Consider the following 2,923-nt stretch of genomic DNA (forward strand, 5'->3'; position numbering starts at 1 on the left):
CCCTCGTCGGCAACGGCGATTATCCCGATGTCCTCGTTATCCCGATGGCTCGGGCGGGACCCGCGGGCTGCCGTGGGCTGCGCGGGCCCCGCGATCGGGATAATTCAGAGGCTTTCGAGGAAGGCGAGCAGCGGGTCGCTGGGGGTATAGCGGCCGGCCGGGACGCCAGCGGGTGTCATGCGGGCTAGGGCCTGCTCCTTCAGCTTCATGTCGGCGTGGATGTAGGCCTGGGTCGACTTGGTGCTCTCATGGCCGAGCCAGAGCGCGAGGACGGCGATGTCGACGCCTGCGTGCAGCAGGCTCATCGCGGTGGAGTGCCGGAGGGTGTGTGGGGAGATTTTCTTCGCGGCCAGGGACGGGTAGTTCCTGGCCGCGATCCCGTGGTATTTCGTGAGGCGGGCCTGGATGGCGTCAGGGGACAGCGGCCTGCCCTGGCGGGTGCGGAACAAGGGGGTGTCCGGGTTGCTCCCGCGTTCGGCCAGCCAGTCGCGCAGTGCCGTGACGGTGGACGACTCGAGGGGCGTGTAGCGTTCTTTGCGGCCCTTGCCGAGGCAACGGACATGCGCTTCGCGGTCGAGGTGGACGTCGCCGCAGGTCAGCTGGGTGAGCTCGGAGACGCGCAGGCCGGTGCGCAGCGCGAGCAGGAGCAGCGTGCGGTCACGCCGGCCGGTCCAGGTCCGCCGGTCGGGTGCGTCGAGCAGCGCTCGCGCCTCGTCGTCGGTAAGGAAGCTGACCACGGTGGTGCTGGTGCGCTTGCCTGAGATGGCCAGGACGCGCTGGATGGTCGCGGCGTGCTCGGGTGCCTTCCAGGCGGCGTGGCGGAACAGCGAGCGGATGGCGGCCAGGCGGGCGTTGCGGGTGCGCGCGCTGTTGCCGCGGTCGGATTCCAGATGGTCCAGGAAGGCTGAGATCAGGTCGGCGTCGAGTTGCTCCAGGTCCAGTTGCCACGGCTCGGTCCCGGTGGCGCGGCTGGCGAACTGGACCAGCGGCCGGAGGGCGTCGCGGTAGGCGGTGACGGTGCGGGGGCTGGCCTGCCGCTGCCTGGCCAGCTTGTCGGTGAAGAAGCTCTGCGGGATGGGCGCCAGCGTGGTCATGGCCGGCTCTCCTTTCCGCTGCCCAGGCTCGCGGCGGCGGGGCTGAGCCGGCCGACGGCCAGCCCGAGCAGCTCCGGGGTGGCCTGCAGGTACCAGTACGTCGAGCTCGGGGCGACGTGCCCAAGCCAGGTGGACAGCAGCGGCAGGCGCGTGCTGACGTCCTTCCCGTCGCGGTACCAGCTGATCAGGGTGCTGACCGCGAAGGAGTGCCGCAGGCTCTTGAGGGTGGGCCGGGTGCGGGCGGAACGGGGCCGCAGGCCGGCGCGGCCGACGAGGCGGCGGAACGCGGTGTCGGTGTTGGACGAGTGGAGGCGGCCCCCGCTCAGCGACACGAAGAAGCCCGGCGCTGCCGGGCGAGGGCACAGGTAGTCACGGTGCTCGGCGTATTCGCGCAGGGCGATCACGGTGCTGGGGTGCGGGGCCAGCTCGCGGGACTTGCCGTACTTGCCGTTGATGACCGACAGCCTCCCGTGAGCCAGGTCCACGTGGTCGCGGTCGAGCGCGTAGGCTTCTCCCGGCCGCATGCCCGTCACGGACAGGAGGCCGATCAGCGCCTGGCAGTTGAGCGCGTGCAGACGGGTGGGCCGTTCAGCCGCGGCTTTCATCAGCGCGGCGAGGTCGGCACTGGTGAACAGGAACGGGACGGGCCGCTGGTAACGGCGGGCCAGCAGGTCAGCCGGGGGCACCTGGTGACGGTCGTCGAAGGCGTGCAGGTACCCGGCGAACCCGCGGGCCGCCGAGAGCCGGAACCAGTGCCAGTAGGCGGATCCGCCCGGGCTCGTGGCCCACGACAGCGCGGCGTCGACCGTGACGTGAGCGAGCCCGAGGCCGTCCAGGTAGCGCGCGAAGTCGCCGACGAGCCTGCCCGGCGCTTCCAGCATGTATCCCAGGGACCGGCGCAAGGCCAGGTAGTTCTCCGCGGCGTGCTGCATCGCGTTCATGACACGGCCTCCGCTGCCGGCCACGGGCGGGCCAGCTGCGCCAGCGCCGCCCGGTCGACCTTCGCGTAGATCGCGGTCGTCCGCAGGTCCTGATGCCGCAGCATCTGGGCGACCTCCCCGAGGGCGGCGCCCGCCGCCAGCAACTCCCCGGCCAGCGCATGCCGCAGGCGCTGCGGCCCGGCCGGCTCCATTCCCGCCGCCGCGCACGCCCGCCGGACCACGTCCGCCACGCCCTGCCTGCTCAGCGGCTGGCGTGGCGTTCTGACCGTCCAGAACACGGCCCGGCCTGGCAGGTCCCGCGGCCGGGCCCGCAGGTAGGAGGCCATGGCCTCTCCCGCGTCGGGCGGAAGGGGAAGGCGGTCAGCCCGTCCGCCCTTGCCGTGGATCAGTAGCGTGCCGCCGCGCCAGTCCACGTCGTCCAGCGTGAGTCCGGCTGCCTCCGCGGACCGTAGTCCCAGCCGTGACAGCAGCACCAGCACGGCGTAGTCACGCTGGCCGCGCTCGCTGCCGCGATCGCATGCCGCCAGCAGCGCGCTCACCGCCGAGCCGTCGATCCGGGCGGGAAGGGACGCGAGCCGCCACCGCGGCTCGGTCGGCACCGCGCCGGCCAGCGACCGGGGAATCTGGCCGGTGACGTGCAGGAAACGCAGCAGCGACCGCAGCGGGACCGACAGGCTGCGTGCCAACGGACCGCCCGGGCGGATCAGCTCGCCGATGACCTCCAGGACGCGGCCCGCCGTCATCTCCCGCAGAGCCTCATCGACCGGGTCCGGCAGCCGCGCCAAGAACAAGGCTGCGTTGTGCGAGTAGTTGTCGACCGTCCCCTGCGCTAGTCCGCGTTCCCGGGCCAGGTAGCAGCGGAAAGCCTCCGCCAGCTGGCCCCGGGCA

General features: G+C 72.3%; 3 protein-coding genes. All 3 read right to left on the reverse strand.

All coding sequences use genetic code 11. From position 1 onward, the window contains the following. Positions 1-104 precede the first annotated feature (104 nt). Entirely contained in the window at positions 105-1,094 is a 990-nt protein-coding gene (locus AC08OV_RS20285; protein WP_476614628.1) for a tyrosine-type recombinase/integrase, read from the reverse strand. Beyond that, entirely contained in the window at positions 1,091-2,035 is a 945-nt protein-coding gene (locus AC08OV_RS20290) for a tyrosine-type recombinase/integrase (protein WP_476620118.1), read from the reverse strand. The genes AC08OV_RS20285 and AC08OV_RS20290 overlap by 4 nt, the downstream gene beginning before the upstream one ends. Continuing rightward, positions 2,032-2,923 (reverse strand): tyrosine-type recombinase/integrase (locus tag AC08OV_RS20295; protein ID WP_476620119.1); only part of this gene is annotated, 892 nt, incomplete at its 5' end. The genes AC08OV_RS20290 and AC08OV_RS20295, both read right to left, overlap by 4 nt.

This window comes from Frankia sp. CeTa3Moorea, from assembly GCF_978021225.1.

Bases quoted from the DNA above. Each gene is read 5' to 3' on its own strand.
- AC08OV_RS20285 (WP_476614628.1), bottom strand. From the start codon at position 1,094: ATGACCACGCTGGCGCCCATCCCGCAGAGCTTCTTCACCGACAAGCTG.
- AC08OV_RS20290 (WP_476620118.1), bottom strand. From the start codon at position 2,035: ATGAACGCGATGCAGCACGCCGCGGAGAACTACCTGGCCTTGCGCCGG.